The 16226-nt window shown below is 48.7% G+C and carries 12 protein-coding genes; all 12 read right to left on the reverse strand.

Translation table 11 applies throughout. The annotated features are described in order from the left end of the window. Nucleotides 1-2: 2 nt before the first annotated feature. Nucleotides 3-278, reverse strand: coding sequence for a 30S ribosomal protein S19 (gene rpsS / locus ABHF33_RS05675; RefSeq protein WP_157670839.1), 276 nt, complete (start codon nt 276-278; stop codon nt 3-5). Between the two features lie 6 nt (nt 279-284). Beyond that, the gene (rplB, locus tag ABHF33_RS05680) at nt 285-1118 is read right to left on the reverse strand and encodes a 50S ribosomal protein L2 (RefSeq protein ID WP_157670840.1); all 834 of its coding nucleotides are present in this window, start codon (nt 1116-1118) and stop codon (nt 285-287) included. A gap of 12 nt (nt 1119-1130) precedes the next feature. Continuing rightward, nucleotides 1131-1433, reverse strand: coding sequence for a 50S ribosomal protein L23 (rplW, locus tag ABHF33_RS05685; RefSeq protein ID WP_198314672.1), 303 nt, complete (start codon nt 1431-1433; stop codon nt 1131-1133). Next, complete coding sequence (gene rplD, locus ABHF33_RS05690) at nt 1433-2053, reverse strand: 50S ribosomal protein L4 (protein WP_157670842.1); 621 nt, start codon at nt 2051-2053, stop codon at nt 1433-1435. The genes rplW and rplD overlap by 1 nt, the downstream gene beginning before the upstream one ends. Further along, nucleotides 2053-2697 carry a 50S ribosomal protein L3 gene (rplC, locus tag ABHF33_RS05695; protein ID WP_348946021.1) on the reverse strand — a complete coding sequence of 215 codons (645 nt, stop codon included), beginning with the start codon at nt 2695-2697 and terminating at the stop codon, nt 2053-2055. The genes rplD and rplC overlap by 1 nt, the downstream gene beginning before the upstream one ends. A 142-nt stretch (nt 2698-2839) precedes the next feature. Beyond that, complete coding sequence (rpsJ, locus tag ABHF33_RS05700; protein ID WP_157670844.1) at nt 2840-3151, reverse strand: 30S ribosomal protein S10; 312 nt, start codon at nt 3149-3151, stop codon at nt 2840-2842. 12 nt (nt 3152-3163) lie between these two features. After that, nucleotides 3164-4354, reverse strand: a complete 1191-nt coding sequence (gene tuf, locus ABHF33_RS05705; RefSeq protein ID WP_348946022.1) for an elongation factor Tu — start codon at nt 4352-4354, stop codon at nt 3164-3166. A gap of 20 nt (nt 4355-4374) precedes the next feature. Next, nucleotides 4375-6471 carry an elongation factor G gene (gene fusA, locus ABHF33_RS05710; protein ID WP_348946023.1) on the reverse strand — a complete coding sequence of 699 codons (2097 nt, stop codon included), beginning with the start codon at nt 6469-6471 and terminating at the stop codon, nt 4375-4377. A gap of 27 nt (nt 6472-6498) precedes the next feature. Further along, nucleotides 6499-6969 (reverse strand): 30S ribosomal protein S7, encoded by a 471-nt coding sequence (gene rpsG / locus ABHF33_RS05715; protein ID WP_157670999.1) that lies wholly within the window; start codon nt 6967-6969, stop codon nt 6499-6501. Between the two features lie 111 nt (nt 6970-7080). Further along, on the reverse strand, nt 7081-7455 hold the full coding sequence (gene rpsL / locus ABHF33_RS05720; protein WP_179355219.1) for a 30S ribosomal protein S12: 375 nt from the start codon (nt 7453-7455) through the stop codon (nt 7081-7083). Between the two features lie 180 nt (nt 7456-7635). Next, complete coding sequence (gene rpoC, locus ABHF33_RS05725; protein ID WP_157671001.1) at nt 7636-11859, reverse strand: DNA-directed RNA polymerase subunit beta'; 4224 nt, start codon at nt 11857-11859, stop codon at nt 7636-7638. 85 nt (nt 11860-11944) lie between these two features. Further along, the gene (gene rpoB / locus ABHF33_RS05730; RefSeq protein WP_348946602.1) at nt 11945-16117 is read right to left on the reverse strand and encodes a DNA-directed RNA polymerase subunit beta; all 4173 of its coding nucleotides are present in this window, start codon (nt 16115-16117) and stop codon (nt 11945-11947) included. Nucleotides 16118-16226: the final 109 nt, after the last annotated feature.

The raw sequence follows: 16226 nt of genomic DNA on the forward strand, positions 1-16226 counted from the left end.
CCTTATCGCTTGGATTTTTTGTCCGCGGCATGACCTTTAAAAGTACGGGTCAGTGCAAACTCACCCAACTTATGGCCAACCATGTTTTCATTCACATACACAGGAATGTGCTGTTTGCCGTTATGCACAGCAATAGTCAAGCCAACAAAATCTGGCAAGATAGTAGAACGACGCGACCAAGTTTTCACTGGACGCTTATCGTTGTTAGCACGTGTTGTTTCGACCTTCTTCAGCAAGTGCAGGTCAACGAATGGACCTTTTTTCACGGAACGTGCCATGTTGCATTACCCCTTGTTCGCGAAGCGACGACGTACAATCATATTGTCCGTACGCTTGTTACGACGAGTACGATAGCCCTTAGTAGGTTGACCCCACGGACTAACTGGTACGCGACCTTCGCCTGTACGACCTTCACCACCACCGTGTGGGTGATCAACAGGGTTCATAGCAGTACCACGAACTGTTGGACGAATACCTAACCAACGTTTTGCACCTGCTTTACCGTATGAGCGCAAGCTATGCTCGCCATTACCCACTTCACCGATGGTTGCACGGCAATCAACGTGAACCTTACGGATTTCGCCAGAACGTAGACGCAACTGTGCATACGCACCTTCGCGAGCCAGCAGCTGAACACTTGTACCAGCAGAACGAGCAAGCTGAGCGCCTTTACCTGGCTGCAACTCGATGCAATGGATTGTTGAACCCACTGGAATGTTACGGATTGGCAGAGCATTACCCACTTTAATCGGAGCATCAGAGCCAGATACTACAGTCATGCCAGCAACCAAACCCTTAGGGGCGATTACGTAAGCACGTTCACCATCTGCATAACACAGCAAAGCAATATTAGCAGTACGATTTGGGTCGTACTCAATACGCTCCACTTTCGCAACGATACCATCTTTGTTGCGACGGAAATCGATCAAGCGATAGTGCTGCTTATGACCACCACCGATATGACGGGTAGTGATATGACCATTATTATTACGGCCGCCTGTTTTAGACTTTTTCACCAACAAAGGAGCATATGGCGCACCCTTGTGGAGGTCAGGACTAACAACTTTAACAACCGCGCGGCGACCTGGTGATGTCGGTTTTACTTTAACCAAAGCCATTTCTCAGTCTCCTTATTGCGCAGCAGCCAAGTCAATTTCCTGACCGGCAACCAAGCTAACGTAGGCTTTCTTCCAGTCTTTACGGCGACCAGCTGTGCGGCCGAAACGTTTAGACTTACCCTTTACGTTAATTGTTGTTACTGCATCTACTTTCACTTTAAACAACAGTTCAACCGCAGCTTTAATCTCAGCCTTGGTAGCATCAGTAGATACGCGAAATACAACCTGCTCTGATTTTTCAGCCAGCATTGTGCTTTTCTCAGACACAACAGGAGCCAAAATCACTTGCAGCAGGCGATTTTCTGCGAATTTGATCATGCGAACATCTCCTCAAACGCCTGAAGAGCCTCACGAGTCAAGACCACCTTCTTGAAACGCACCAAGCTGACTGGATCAGCTTGTGCAGGCTCAAGCACGAGAACGTGTGGCAAATTACGCGAAGCAAGATACAAGTTCTCATCCAACTCTTTAGTCACGATCAGCACGCTATCCAATTGCATTTCAGCCAGCTTCTGGGCAAATGCTTTGGTTTTCGGAGCTTCAAGCACAAAAGAATCAACCACAATCAGACGATCTTCACGCACCAATTGCGACAAAATTGTTGCAATACCAGCACGGTACATTTTGCGGTTAACTTTCTGAGAAAAATTCTCGTCAGGGCTATTTGGAAATGCCTTACCACCACCACGCCACAAAGGCGAAGAAGACATACCAGCACGAGCACGGCCAGTACCTTTCTGACGCCAAGGCTTTTTCGTGGTGTGCTTTACTTCAGTACGATCTTTCTGAGCACGATTACCGCTACGCGCATTAGCGAAATATGCAGTAACCACTTGATGCACAAGTGCTTCGTTGAATTCACGACCAAACAAAGAATCCGAGCCAGCTACAGCCGCTTGGGCCTCGCCTTTGAGATTAACAGATTTAAGTTCCATTACGCACCCACCTTCACGCCCGGACGAACGATGACTTGATTGCCCTTAGAACCTGGCACGCCACCTTTAACCAGCAGCAATTGACGCTCAGCATCAACGCGAACGATTTCAAGATTTTGCACAGTACGCTTGGCATTACCGTGCTGACCAGCCATGCGTTTACCAGGAAATACGCGACCAGGATCTTGCGCCATACCGATAGAACCAGCAGAGCGGTGCGACACCGAGTTACCATGCGACTCACGATTCGAACTAAAGTGATGGCGCTTAATAACACCAGTAAAACCCTTACCTTGGGTAGTACCTGTTACATCAACAATTTGACCAACACTAAACAGCTCAACAGAAAGTGCATCACCAGCTTTTAGGCCAGCGATTTTATCTGCCGACAGGCGAAACTCAACGAGCGCCTCACCAGCTTCCACACCAGCAGCAGCAAAATGACCTGCCTCTGCTTTATTTACGCGACCAGCTTTCTTTGCGCCGAAAGTAACTTGAACAGCTGAATAGCCGTCAACTTCCTGCGTTTTGATTTGCGTGACGCGATTTGCGGCCATATCAAGCACCGTCACAGGGATAGACAAACCATCCTCTGCAAAGACGCGAGTCATACCGACTTTGCGACCTACAAGACCTAAGCTCATAGTTATTCCCTTTATCAAGGGCCAGTTACGATTGACTGGCTATGACCATTAAAAAATAAAACGGACTTGCCATTAAGGAATGACAAGTCCGCGATACTAACACATAATTTCTTTTAGCCGCAAGCAGTTAGCTTGCAAAAAATTAGTTTAGTTTGATTTCTACATCTACACCAGCTGGTAGATCAAGCTTCATCAACGCATCAACAGTTTTATCCGTTGGATCAACGATATCCATCATGCGCAAATGCGTACGGATTTCGAATTGATCGCGTGAAGTTTTGTACACGTGCGGAGAACGCAAAATGTCAAAACGCTCAATTTTAGTTGGCAAAGGAACTGGCCCCTTAACAACCGCACCAGTACGTTTTGCAGTTTCAACGATTTCTTGAGCAGAACGATCGATCAAAGAATAGTCGAAAGCTTTCAAACGAATACGGATTTTTTGGTTTTGCATAATCAATCCCTATTATTCAAGAACTTTAGCAACAACACCAGCACCTACCGTACGACCACCCTCACGAATCGCAAAGCGCAGACCTTGCTCCATCGCGATCGGGCAGATCAACGTCACAGTGATAGATACGTTATCGCCTGGCATTACCATTTCAGTACCTTCTGGCAACGCGATCGCGCCAGTCACGTCCGTTGTACGGAAGTAGAACTGTGGACGGTAGTTACTGAAGAATGGCGTGTGACGACCGCCCTCTTCTTTCGACAGAACGTAGATTTCTGAAGTGAACTTAGTATGCGGCGTGATTGAACCCGGTTTAGCCAATACTTGACCACGCTGAACGTCTTCACGCTTAGTACCGCGCAACAACGCACCAATGTTGTCACCAGCCTGACCTTGATCCAGCAATTTGCGGAACATCTCAACGCCGGTACAAGTTGTCTTGATAGTTGGAACAATACCAACGATCTCGATCTCTTCACCCACTTTAACGATACCGCGCTCTACACGACCAGTAACCACAGTACCACGACCTGAAATTGAGAACACGTCCTCAACTGGCATCAGGAATGTACCGTCAACTGCGCGTTCTGGCAGAGGAATGTAAGTATCCAAAGCTTCAGCCAAGCGGAAGATTGCTGGCTCGCCGTATTCGCCTTGATCGCCTTCCAGTGCAGCACGTGCTGAACCAGTGATGATTGGAGTGTCATCGCCCGGGAAGTCATATTTAGACAACAGATCACGAACTTCCATCTCAACCAGTTCCAACAACTCAGCGTCGTCAACCAGGTCAGCTTTGTTCATGAATACGATGATGTATGGAACACCAACCTGACGAGACAACAAGATGTGCTCGCGAGTTTGTGGCATAGGACCATCAGCAGCAGAAACCACCAATACCGCGCCATCCATCTGAGCCGCACCGGTAATCATGTTTTTTACATAATCCGCGTGACCTGGACAATCTACGTGAGCGTAGTGACGAGTTTCAGTTTCGTATTCAACGTGAGCAGTATTGATGGTAATACCACGTGCTTTTTCTTCTGGCGCGCTATCGATCTGTGAGTAGTCTTTAGCTTCACCACCAAACTTGCGAGTCAACACAGTTGTAATCGCTGCAGTCAGGGTAGTCTTACCGTGGTCAACGTGACCGATTGTACCAACGTTAACGTGCGGCTTGGTCCGCGTAAACTTTTCTTTAGCCATTTTTCCAAATTCCTATTAAATTATTTCTTAGCCATAATTGCGTCAGCAATATGCTTAGGCGCGATTGAGTAGTGCTTGAATTCCATAGAGTAAGTAGCGCGACCTTGCGACATTGAACGCAGAGTAGTCGAGTAACCAAACATCTCAGACAACGGAACTTCGGCTTTAACCATCTTGCCACCAGCAGGATTATCATCCATACCTTGCAAAATGCCACGACGAGACGAGATATCACCCATGATATCGCCCATGTAGTCTTCTGGAGTCTCGATCTCAACAGCCATCATTGGCTCAAGAATCACCGGACCCGCACGACGCATAGCTTCTTTAAATGCCAACGAACCTGCCAACTCAAACGCGATCTGCGATGAGTCAACATCATGGTAAGAACCAAACGTCAAACGAACCTTAACGTCAACTACAGGGAAGCCGGCCAACACACCTGATTTCAGTGTATTTTGAATACCTTTATCAACCGAAGGAATGAATTCACGAGGAATTACACCACCTTTAATTTCATCAATAAAGCTATAGCCATTACCTTCACCAGCTGGCTCGATGGTAATCGTACAATCACCGTACTGACCTTTACCACCAGACTGCTTAGCATGCTTACCTTGCACGTCCGCAGCGATTTGGGTAATCGTCTCACGATAGGCAACCTGAGGCGCACCTACGTTAGCTTCAACACCGAATTCGCGCTTCATACGGTCAACCAAGATCTCGAGGTGCAACTCACCCATACCAGACATGATGGTCTGGCCAGTCTCTTCGTCTGTACGCACACGGAAAGAAGGATCTTCTTTCGCCAAACGACCCAAAGCCAAGCCCATTTTTTCTTGGTCAGCTTTAGTTTTTGGCTCAACAGCTACGTGAATTACCGGCTCAGGGAATACCATGCGCTCCAAAATGATTGGATTTGCAGGGTCACACAAAGTCTCACCTGTTGTTACATCTTTCAAACCAATCGCAGCAGCAATATCGCCAGCACGAACTTCTTCGATCTCTTTACGATCATTGGCATGCATCTGCACGATACGACCAATACGCTCTTTCTTATCCTTAACCGAGTTAAGAACAGAATCACCTGAATTCAAAACACCTGAATAGACACGGAAGAAGGTCAACTGACCAACGTACGGATCATTCATCAATTTGAACGCAAGAGCAGAGAATGGCGCAGCATCAGAAGCAGGACGGGTAGCCTCTTGCTCACGATCATCGACACCCTTCACATCATCAATATCAAGCGGCGATGGCAGGAACTCAATGACCGCATCCAGCATGCGCTGAACACCTTTGTTCTTGAACGCTGAACCGCACAGCACCGGCTGAATTTCACAAGCCAAAGTGCGGGTGCGCAAAGCTGCAATAATCTCTTCTTCTGACAGCTCGCCAGTTTCAAGATATTTATTCATCAGGTCTTCACTAGCTTCAGCAGCAGTTTCAACCATCTTTTCGCGCCACTCCTGAGCAACTGATACTAAATCTGCAGGAATGTCACCATACTCAAATTTCATACCCTGAGATGCATCATCCCAGATAATTGCCTTCATTTTGAGCAGGTCAACAACACCTTCAAACTTATCTTCAGCACCGATAGGCACAACAACTGGGACTGGGTTAGCTTTCAAGCGAATTTTCATTTGCTCGACAGCACGGAAGAAGTTGGCACCCGAACGGTCCATCTTATTCACAAACGCCAGACGTGGAACATTGTACTTATTAGCTTGACGCCATACGGTTTCCGACTGGGGCTGAACACCACCCACAGCACAATAAACCATACAAGCACCATCCAATACACGCATAGAGCGCTCAACTTCAATCGTGAAGTCAACGTGCCCTGGAGTATCAATAATATTTACCAAGTGCTCCTGAAACTGCATACCCATACCTTTCCAGTATGTAGTAGTTGCAGCAGAAGTGATGGTGATACCACGTTCTTGCTCTTGCTCCATCCAGTCCATAGTGGCTGCGCCATCATGAACCTCACCGATTTTGTGATTTACACCGGTGTAGAACAAAATACGTTCAGTCGTAGTAGTCTTACCTGCATCGATATGAGCAGAAATACCGATATTACGGTAACGCTCAATGGGGGTTTTACGTGCCACGGCTTAATCCTTATTCGGAGTACGCAATTAGAAGCGGAAGTGAGCAAACGCTTTGTTTGCATCAGCCATACGATGTACTTCATCGCGTTTTTTCATTGCGCCGCCACGGCCTTCAGCAGCATCAAGAAGCTCACCTGCCAGACGCAGATCCATTGATTTTTCACCACGCTTGCGCGCCGCTTCGCGGACCCAACGCATCGCCAATGCCAGACGACGACTTGGGCGTACTTCTACTGGTACTTGGTAGTTAGCACCACCGACACGACGGCTTTTAACCTCAACAGCTGGCTTAACATTGCCAATTGCCGTGTTGAAAATTTCTACTGCATCCTTACCCGTCTTTTTCTCGATCTGGGCCAATGCACCATAAACAATGCGCTCTGCAACGGCTTTCTTGCCATCCAGCATTACAACGTTCATGAATTTCGCGAGTTCTGTACTGCCGAATTTTGGATCCGGCAAGACGTCGCGTTTCGGTACTTCTCTGCGTCTTGGCATAATTTACTTCCTTAATGTGACATTCAGTTGGGGACTAACCCCTGGGACGCCCAATGGGACGGCCACTTACTTGACAGCTTTTGCTCTGCGCTGCCGCACAGACTGCACCAATTACGCCTTAGGACGTTTAGCACCGTACTTAGAGCGAGACTGCTTACGATTTTTCACGCCAGCCAAGTCAAGGGAGCCGCGTACGCAGTGATAGCGAACACCTGGCAAATCTTTAACACGACCGCCGCGCAACAACACAACACTGTGCTCTTGCAGATTATGGCCTTCACCGCCGATGTACGAAATCACTTCGAAACCGTTGGTCAAGCGAACTTTACAAACTTTACGCAATGCAGAGTTTGGTTTTTTTGGAGTGGTTGTATATACGCGAGTGCATACACCACGCTTTTGCGGGCAAGCTTCCAGAGCAGGTACTTTGCTCTTGAAAGTTTCCGCAACACGGCCTTTACGGACGAGTTGGTTGATAGTTGGCATTGTTTTAACATCCTACCACGTTAAAAAAAACCAGCCTGAACATCAGGCAGGCTATAAGTTTCCACAATGGAAACACTGCGGGAAGCGATTAATTTCGCTTCCCGCAGCAAAAGACTTTGAATTATAAGGAAATCAAAGCATTGGAGTCAATGGAAACCGACAAAAGTCAGCCTCCATCAATTACTCCGACACCTCTCCTGAAGATTCGGCCATCACCTCAGCAGCGACTTCGGCAAAAGGCAGCAATGATTCTACCTTGCTTTGCAGACGCTTACGGTTTTTGTGATAAGCCAAACCTGTACCAGCTGGGATCAAGCGACCGACGATCACGTTTTCTTTCAAACCACGCAGATCATCCACTTTACCCATAATGGCAGCTTCGGTCAGAACGCGAGTTGTTTCCTGGAACGAAGCAGCTGAAATGAACGAATCGGTCGACAACGATGCTTTCGTGATACCCAGCAAGATATTGTCGTACTTGGCCAACTCTTTACCTTCAGCAGCCAATTTGTCATTGGCAATCAGCACTTCAGCACGCTCAACCTGCTCACCCAAGATGAAATCTGAACCACCAGAGTCAGAAATCACAACACGGCGCAACATCTGACGCACAATTACTTCAATGTGCTTGTCATTAATCTTCACACCCTGCAAGCGGTAAACCTCTTGCACTTCATGAACGATATAACGCGCCAGAGCTTCAATACCTTGCAGACGCAAGATATCGTGCGGATCAATCGGGCCGTCAACAATCGTCTCACCACGATTCACCACCTGACCATCGTGCACCATCACATGCTTATCTTTGGAGATCAGATACTCATGGGCTACGCCTTCCAGATCAGTCAATACGAGACGCTGCTTACCTTTGGTATCTTTACCAAAGCTTGCAGTACCAGTGACTTCGGCCAGCATACCCGCGTCTTTTGGTGAGCGAGCTTCAAACAGCTCAGCCACACGTGGCAGACCACCAGTAATATCACGAGTCTTAGCTGATTCCTGTGGAATACGAGCCAATACATCACCCACACCAACTTGCTGGCCATCTTTCACAGTAATAATCGAGCCAACCTGGAACGAAATTGTTACTGGCGTATCAGTACCAGCCAGCTTCATTTCATTGCCAAATTCATCGATCAATTTCACCAATGGACGCAGACCTTTGCTTGAAGTTACTTTCGCTTTAGAAGCAATAACCACCAACGTCGACAAACCTGTTACATCATCGACTTGCTTAACAACGGTCATGCCTTCTTCAACGTTTTCAAACTTCACTGTACCTGAGTACTCAGTAATGATTGGACGCGAGTGAGGATCCCAAGTACCCAACACAGTACCAGCCTTGATGACATCGCCGTCTTTTACTGTCAGCGTTGCACCATAAGGTACTTTATGCGTTTCACGTTCGCGACCATTGTCATCCAAGATCAGCACTTCGGCCGAACGAGCGATAACAACAGGCTCACCTTTCGCATTGGTCACATAGCGCATGTTGGAGCTATAAGCGATATTACCGCTAGATTTAGCTTCAACCTGATTGGCCGCTGCAGCTCGAGATGCCGCACCACCGATGTGGAAGGTACGCATCGTCAACTGAGTACCAGGCTCACCGATTGACTGAGCAGCAATAACACCCACTGCTTCACCACTATTAACCAGATGACCACGACCCAGATCGCGGCCATAACACTTGGCGCACAGGCCATAGCGGGTTTCACACGACAGCGGCGTACGTACAACCACCTCATCAACACCACGCAGTTCGATTTCATCTACCGCGTCTTCATTGAGCAGGTAGCCCGCTTCAAACAATGTTTCTTGTGACGATGGATCAACCACGTCTTTAACCACTACACGACCCAAGATACGCTCGCGCAAGGCTTCAACAACGTCACCACCTTGAACCACAGCTTTCATCGCTACACCGTTCTTCGTGCCGCAATCATCTTCGATCACCACCAAGTCTTGCGTCACATCGACCAGACGACGAGTCAGGTAACCCGAGTTCGCTGTCTTCAATGCCGTATCCGCCAGACCTTTACGTGCACCGTGTGTTGAGATGAAGTACTGAAGTACCGTCAAACCTTCACGGAAGTTGGTCGTAATCGGCATCTCGATAATCGAGCCATCAGGCTTAGCCATCAGACCACGCATACCAGCCAACTGACGAATCTGCGCTGCCGAACCACGGGCACCTGAGTCAGCCATCATGTAAATCGAGTTGAACGACTCTTGCTCATCTTGCTTGCCATTGGCGTCAAGTACTGGCTCTTTACCTAGTTGATCCATCATCGCTTTCGCGATCTGATCACCGGCACGGCCCCAGATATCGACAACCTTATTGTAACGCTCGCCCTGAGTTACCAGACCTGAGCTGTATTGCTGCTCGATCTCTTTCACTTCAGATTGCGCAGCCGCCAGCAACTCAACTTTCTTCGCAGGAACCAACATATCATCGACGCAAATCGAGATACCGCCACGCGTAGAGTATGAGAAACCGGTGTACATCAATTGGTCAGCAAATACGACTGTATCTTTCAAACCGCAGCGGCGGAAAGAGGCATTGATCAGCTTACCAATTTCTTTTTTCTTCAATGACTTGTCGATATGCGAGAAATCCAGACCTTTTGGCAGGATTTCAGACAAGATCGCGCGGCCAACCGTCGTATCACGACGAACCATCTTGCTTTCCCATTCGCCAGATTCATTTTTGAACCATTCTTTCAGGCGAATTGAAACACGAGTTTGCAGTGTTACATCTTTGTTAGCGTATGCGCGCAAGGCTTCAGACACGTTAGAGAAGATAGTCAGACGCTGACCATCGTCGTTCAAACGCTCGCCTTTGGCGTATTTCGCTTCGCGAGTCATGTAGTACAGACCCAAGACGATGTCCTGCGACGGTACGATGATTGGCTCGCCATTGGCTGGTGCCAATACGTTATTCGACGCCAACATCAGCGTACGCGCTTCCATTTGCGCTTCCAGCGACAATGGAACGTGAACCGCCATCTGGTCACCGTCAAAGTCGGCATTGAATGCCGCACAAACCAGCGGGTGCAACTGAATCGCTTTACCTTCGATCAGCGTCGGTTCAAACGCTTGAATACCCAAACGGTGCAGCGTTGGCGCACGGTTGAGCAGAACCGGATGCTCGCGGATCACGTCTTCCAAGATATCCCAAACTACCGGCTCTTGGCTTTCAACCATTTTCTTCGCGGCTTTAATCGTCGTTGCTAGACCCATCACTTCCAATTTATGGAAAATGAACGGTTTGAACAATTCCAATGCCATTAACTTTGGCAGGCCGCACTGATGCAGGCGCAAAGTTGGGCCTACGGTAATCACCGAACGACCTGAGTAGTCAACACGTTTACCCAGCAAGTTCTGACGGAAACGACCGCCCTTACCTTTGATCATGTCAGCCAGTGACTTCAGCGGACGCTTGTTCGCGCCAGTCATCGCTTTACCGCGACGGCCGTTATCGAGCAATGAGTCAACCGACTCTTGCAACATACGCTTTTCGTTGCGAACGATGATTTCAGGCGCGCGCAATTCGAGCAGACGTTTCAGACGGTTATTACGGTTAATCACGCGGCGATACAGATCATTCAGATCGGAAGTCGCAAAACGACCGCCATCCAATGGCACCAAGGGACGCAATTCTGGCGGCAAGACTGGCAATACTTCCAAAATCATCCACTCAGGTTTGATACCTGAACGCTCAAACGCTTCCAATACTTTCAAGCGTTTCGCAATTTTCTTGATCTTAGTTTCAGAGCCGGTGCTTTCCAACTCAGAACGCAGACGGCTGATCTCTTGATCAACGTCCATCGACTTGAGCAATTCGCGAACCGCTTCAGCGCCCATCATTGCGACAAATTCATCGCCGTATTCTTCGACTTTAGAGAAGTAGTCTTCTTCAGTCAGCAATTGGCCACGCTGCAGCGGCGTCATGCCTGGCTCGATCACGATGAACGCTTCGAAATACAGTACACGCTCGATATCGCGCAAAGCGATATCCAATACCATACCCAAACGAGATGGCAATGACTTCAGGAACCAGATGTGCGCAACTGGACTAGCCAGCTCAATGTGACCCATGCGTTCGCGACGGACTTTAGACAAAGTCACCTCAACGCCACATTTTTCACAAATCACGCCACGGTGTTTCAGACGTTTGTACTTACCGCACAAACATTCGTAATCTTTAATTGGGCCAAAAATACGAGCACAAAATAGACCATCACGCTCAGGCTTGAACGTACGATAGTTGATGGTTTCTGGCTTCTTCACTTCGCCAAAAGACCAAGAACGGATTTTCTCAGGCGATGCGAGCCCGATTTTAATCGCGTCAAATTCTTCGTCTTGTGCGACTTGCTTGAAGAGTTCGAGTAAGCCTTTCATTCCAATATTCTCCAGTGAGGGCAATCAGGGTATTAGCTGCAAGGCCAGATTAAATCTGGCCTTGCAGCCCTATACCTCACAGCAATCAATAGGTTTCCAGATCGATATCGATACCGAGCGAGCGGATTTCCTTAACCAATACATTGAATGACTCTGGCATGCCAGCATCAATGCGGTGATCACCCTTCACAATGTTTTCGTATACTTTGGTACGACCATTCACGTCGTCGGACTTCACAGTCAACATCTCTTGCAAGGTGTACGCTGCGCCGTAAGCTTCCAGTGCCCAAACCTCCATCTCACCGAAACGCTGACCACCGAACTGAGCTTTACCGCCCAATGGTTGTTGCGTTACCAGAGAGTATGGCCCCGTCGAACGCGCGTGCATCTTGTCATCCACCAAGTGGTGCAGTTTCAAGTAATGCATTACACCCACAGTGACTTTACGTTCAAACGGCTCACCCGTGCGGCCATCAAACAGCTGCATCTGGGTCTTGCTGGAGTTAAACGCCAGTTGCTGCGTACGCGCATCTGAATCTGGATAAGCCAGATCGAGCATTTCACCGATTTCGCTTTCTTTCGCGCCGTCAAATACCGGGCTCGCAAAAGTCATACCGGTGCTCAGACCTTTGGCCAACTCCAACACTTCGCCATCATCCAGACCTGCGATGTCTTCTGACTTGCCATTGGTGTTGTAGATTTTCTCAAGGTAAGCGCGCACTTCGGCGGTGTTTTGCTGTTCGCGCAACATCGCATTAATGCGTTGACCAATTCCTTTCGCCGCCCAACCGAGGTGAACTTCCAAGATCTGACCAATATTCATACGTGATGGAACGCCCAATGGGTTCAACACGATATCCACTGGCGTACCGTCGGCCATGTGTGGCAAGTCTTCAACTGGCAGGATCTTCGATACCACACCCTTGTTACCGTGACGACCGGCCATCTTATCGCCGGGTTGCAGACGACGTTTCACCGCAACGTAAACTTTAACCATTTTGATCACGCCTGGTGGCAATTCGTCACCTTGCGTCAATTTACGTTTTTTATCTTCGAAACGCAGTTCAAACTCGGCTTTAGTCTGGGCGATCAGGTCTTTATTCGCTTCAAGCTGTCGTGCGCTTTCTTCGTCAGACAAACGGATATCAAACCAGTCATGCTTGCTTGGCAAATCTGCCAAGTAGTCAGCAGTCACCGTCGCACCTTTAGCGAGTTTTTTCGGGCCGCCGTTGGCTACTTTACCAACCAGCATCTCTTCAATACGCTTGAACAAGTCGGCTTCAACGATACGCAACTGGTCATTCAAGTCTTGGCGGTAACGACGCAATTGCTCTTCGATAATCGCTTGAGCACGTTTATCACGCTCAATCCCTTCACGGGTAAATACTTGAACGTCGATCACCGTACCGGTCATGCCTGATGGCACGCGCAGCGACGTGTCTTTCACGTCAGACGCTTTTTCACCGAAGATCGCACGCAGCAGTTTTTCTTCTGGCGTAAGTTGAGTTTCGCCTTTAGGCGTTACTTTACCAACCAGAACATCACCAGCTTCAACTTCAGCACCGATGTAAACCACACCTGCATCATCCAAACGACCCAGCATACGCTCAGACAAGTTTGAAATATCGCGGGTAATTTCTTCAGGGCCCAGCTTGGTGTCACGCGCCATCACGTTCAATTCTTCGATGTGGATCGAAGTGTAACGATCATCAGCAATGACCTTCTCGGAGATCAGAATCGAATCCTCGAAGTTGTAACCATTCCAAGGCATGAAGGCGATGGTCATATTTTGACCCAGCGCCAATTCACCCAGGTCAGTTGACGCGCCGTCAGCAACCACATCACCTTTAGCCAGCAAATCGCCTTTCTTCACGATTGGACGCTGGTTGGTGTTGGTATTCTGATTAGAGCGGGTAAATTTAACCAAGTTGTAGATATCTACACCGGCTTCACCCGCAATCACTTCGTCATTGTTTACACGAACAACGATACGAGTCGCATCAACGTAATCAACCACGCCGCCGCGCAAAGCAGTGACCGCCGTGCCTGAGTCAGTCGCACATGTGCGCTCGATACCGGTACCCACGAATGGTTTTTCTGCACGCAAGCAAGGTACTGCCTGACGCTGCATGTTGGCGCCCATCAATGCACGGTTGGCGTCATCGTGTTCCAGGAATGGAATCAATGAAGCGGCAACCGATACGATCTGGCTAGGCGCAACGTCCATGAATTGAACGCGATCTGGCGTCGCCACAATCGTTTCGCCCGCTTCACGGCAAGTGACCAATTCGTCAGTCAGATTGTTTTCGTCATCAGTCTGGGCATTGGCCTGAGCAATAACGTATTTACCTTCCTGAATCGCCGACAGGTATTCGATTTCAGCGGTTACCTTGCCGTCAACCACTTTGCGGTATGGCGTTTCAAGGAAACCATATTCATTAGTACGTGCGTAGCAAGACAGAGAGTTGATCAAACCAATGTTTGGACCCTCTGGTGTCTCAATCGGACATACGCGACCGTAGTGCGTTGGATGTACGTCACGAACCTCAAAGCCTGCGCGTTCGCGCGTCAAACCGCCTGGACCCAGAGCAGAAACACGACGTTTGTGCGTGATTTCAGACAATGGATTCGTTTGGTCCATAAATTGCGACAGCTGTGACGAACCAAAGAACTCTTTCACTGCTGCTGATACAGGTTTGGCATTGATCAGATCATGTGGCATTAGGTTGTCTGATTCAGCTTGCGACAGACGCTCTTTCACTGCACGCTCAACACGAACCAGACCAGCGCGGAATTGGTTCTCAGCCAACTCACCGACCGAACGCACACGACGGTTACCCAAGTGATCGATGTCATCGACTTCGCCACGGCTATTACGCAGCTCAAGCAAGATACCGATTACAGCAATGATGTCTTCAGTCGACAGAATGCCTGGGCCAGTAATGCCTTTGCCACCTACGCGCTCGTAGAAACGACGCTGCCAGCCCGGCGCTTTTTCATCCAGACGATCCGGATAAGCACGGCTGTTAAATTTCATGCGGCCAACTGCAGACAGATCGTAACGATCTTCCGAGAAGAACAAACCATTGAACAAGGCTTGTACTGCGTCTTCAGTTGGCGGCTCGCCTGGACGCATCATGCGATAGATCGCCACACGGGCTTGCCATTGATCTTGCGTATCATCGGTACGCAAAGTCGAAGAAATGAAGCCACCTTGGTCGAGGTCATTGATGTACAACGTCGTGATTTCTTTCACTTCGTTGGCATCCAACTTCACCAGCAAGTCTTCAGTAATTTCTTCATTGGCCTTAGCGACCACTTCACCCGTTTCCGGGCTAATCACATCTTTAGCCAATACACGGCCATACGTGTAATCAAGCGGAACTTGAACACGCGTCATGCCGGCATTGTTGATATCACGAATGGTTTTAGCTGTGATGCGCTTGTCTTTTTGTGCCAGAACTTTGCCATCGTCAGCAACGATATCAAACTTGGCCACTTCGCCACGCAAGCGATCAGACTGCAAATGCCAGAACACACCATCTTCAGTTAGGTAGAAGGTATCTGTGTCAAAGAATTCAGCCAGAATCTGTTCAGGCGTATACCCCAGTGCTTTGAGCAGGATAGACACCGGCATTTTGCGACGGCGGTCGATACGGAAGAACAGCAAATCTTTCGGATCAAACTCGAAATCCAGCCATGAACCACGGTAAGGAATAATACGAGCCGAGAACAGCAATTTACCCGAGCTGTGGGTTTTACCCTTGTCATGCTCGAAGAACACACCCGGAGAGCGGTGCAACTGAGACACAATCACACGCTCGGTACCGTTGATCACGAACGAGCCGTTACGTGTCATCAACGGAATTTCACCGAAATACACGTCCTGCTCTTTCACTTCCTTGATCGTTGGTTTTGAGGATTCGCGATCCATAATCACCAGACGAACACGGGCGCGCAAAGGCGCGGCAAACGTGATACCACGTTGCTGACATTCCTTCACGTCAAAGGCAGGTTCACCCAATGAGTAATGCACAAACTCAAGGCGTGCATATTCGTTGTGCGAAACAATCGGGAAAATTGAGTTAAACGCAGCCTGCAGACCAATTTCACGACGCGCCTCAATCGGCACGCCTAGTTGCAGGTATTCGGAATAAGAGTCGATCTGAGTAGCCAACAGAAACGGCACTTCAAGGACACTTGCCCGCTTCGCAAAACTCTTGCGAATGCGTTTCTTCTCAGTGAACGAGTATTTCATACTCATAAACTCTCCATGGGTGGGGCGCAATGGACAAACCGCAAAACGCCCGCTAACAATTAGTTGTGAGCGGTTTCTGGTTTGTCTGCTGCAAATTCTAGACTTACTT

Source organism: Chitinibacter sp. FCG-7 (assembly GCF_040047665.1).
In the GTDB taxonomy this organism is placed as follows: domain Bacteria; phylum Pseudomonadota; class Gammaproteobacteria; order Burkholderiales; family Chitinibacteraceae; genus Chitinibacter; species Chitinibacter mangrovi.